Source organism: Agromyces sp. NPDC055658 (assembly GCF_053618155.1).
Genome location: NZ_JBSHHD010000134.1, coordinates 1 through 1133 on the forward strand (window position 1 = coordinate 1; position 1133 = coordinate 1133).

The 1133-nt window shown below is 68.8% G+C and carries 1 protein-coding gene and 1 pseudogene; both read left to right on the forward strand.

Features of this window, described 5'->3' with window-relative positions; all coding sequences use genetic code 11:
• Nucleotides 1–602, forward strand: a pseudogene (locus ACWGPE_RS19130) (hypothetical protein); the annotation flags it as partial.
• A gap of 18 nt (nt 603–620) precedes the next feature.
• Nucleotides 621–1133 (forward strand): MFS transporter (locus ACWGPE_RS19135; protein WP_452049335.1); only part of this gene is annotated, 513 nt, incomplete at its 3' end.

Genomic DNA, 1133 nt, shown 5'->3' on the forward strand with positions numbered 1-1133 from the left:
CCTCGGTGCACGCCTGTCTGGCCGAACAACTCGGCACCGCGTCGGTGCCGTTCCCGGCGGACCTGATGTCCGCCCGCCTGGCCACCGCCGCAGACGCGGTACCCGAACTGCACCAACATGTTTCATTGATCGAGGACCGCTACCGCAAACTGGCCGACGAGCAGGTGAGCGTGCAGCGGATCCACGGCGATCTGCATCTGGGCCAGGTGCTGCGGACCCCGGAGCGGTGGCTGCTGATCGACTTCGAAGGGGAACCCGGCCAGCCACTGGAGCTCCGCCGCAGCTCGGATTCCCCGCTGCGTGACGTCGCGGGCATGGTGAGGTCGTTCGAGTACGCGGCGTATGCACGGCTGGTGGAGCTGGCAGGAGACGACGAGCGGGCCCGGCAGGTGGCTGCCAGGGCGCGGGAATGGGCCGACCGCAACAGCGCGGCGTTCTGCGACGGCTATGCCGCGGTGGCCGGCGTCGATCCGCGCGAGTACGCCGCCCTGCTGGCGGCCTATGAACTGGACAAGGCGGTGTACGAGGCGGCCTACGAGGCCCGGTTCCGGCCCAGTTGGTTACCCATCCCGCTGGGGTCGGTGGCGCGCCTGCTCAGTTAGTCACCTATCTTCATTAGTATGCCTAATCAGCCCACGCGCCGATCGGCGTCCGGTGGGCTGCTGATCGCGGTGCTCGCGGCGGCGGGCATCAGCGTCTCGCTCATGCAGACCCTGATGATCCCGCTCATCCCGCAACTGCCAGCGCTGCTCGACACCAGCCCGGCCAACGCGTCGTGGGCGATCACCGCGACCCTGCTGACCGGTGCTGTCGCCACGCCCGTGCTGGGCCGGCTCGGAGACATGTACGGCCCCAAACGGATCCTGGTGCTGTGCGCGGCAATGCTGTTCGCCGGATCGGTCATCGCAGCCACCACCACGTCGCTGATCCCGCTGGTCATCGGACGCGGCCTGCAGGGATTCGGCGCTCCGGTGATCCCGTTGGGCATCAGCGTGCTGCGCTCCGCCCTGCCCGCCGAGCGGGTGGCCTCGGCGATGGGGCTGATGAGCGCGTCGTTGGGCGTCGGTGGTGCGATGGGTCTGCCGCTGTCGGCGGTGATCGCCGAACACTTCAACTGGCATGCCCTGTTCTGG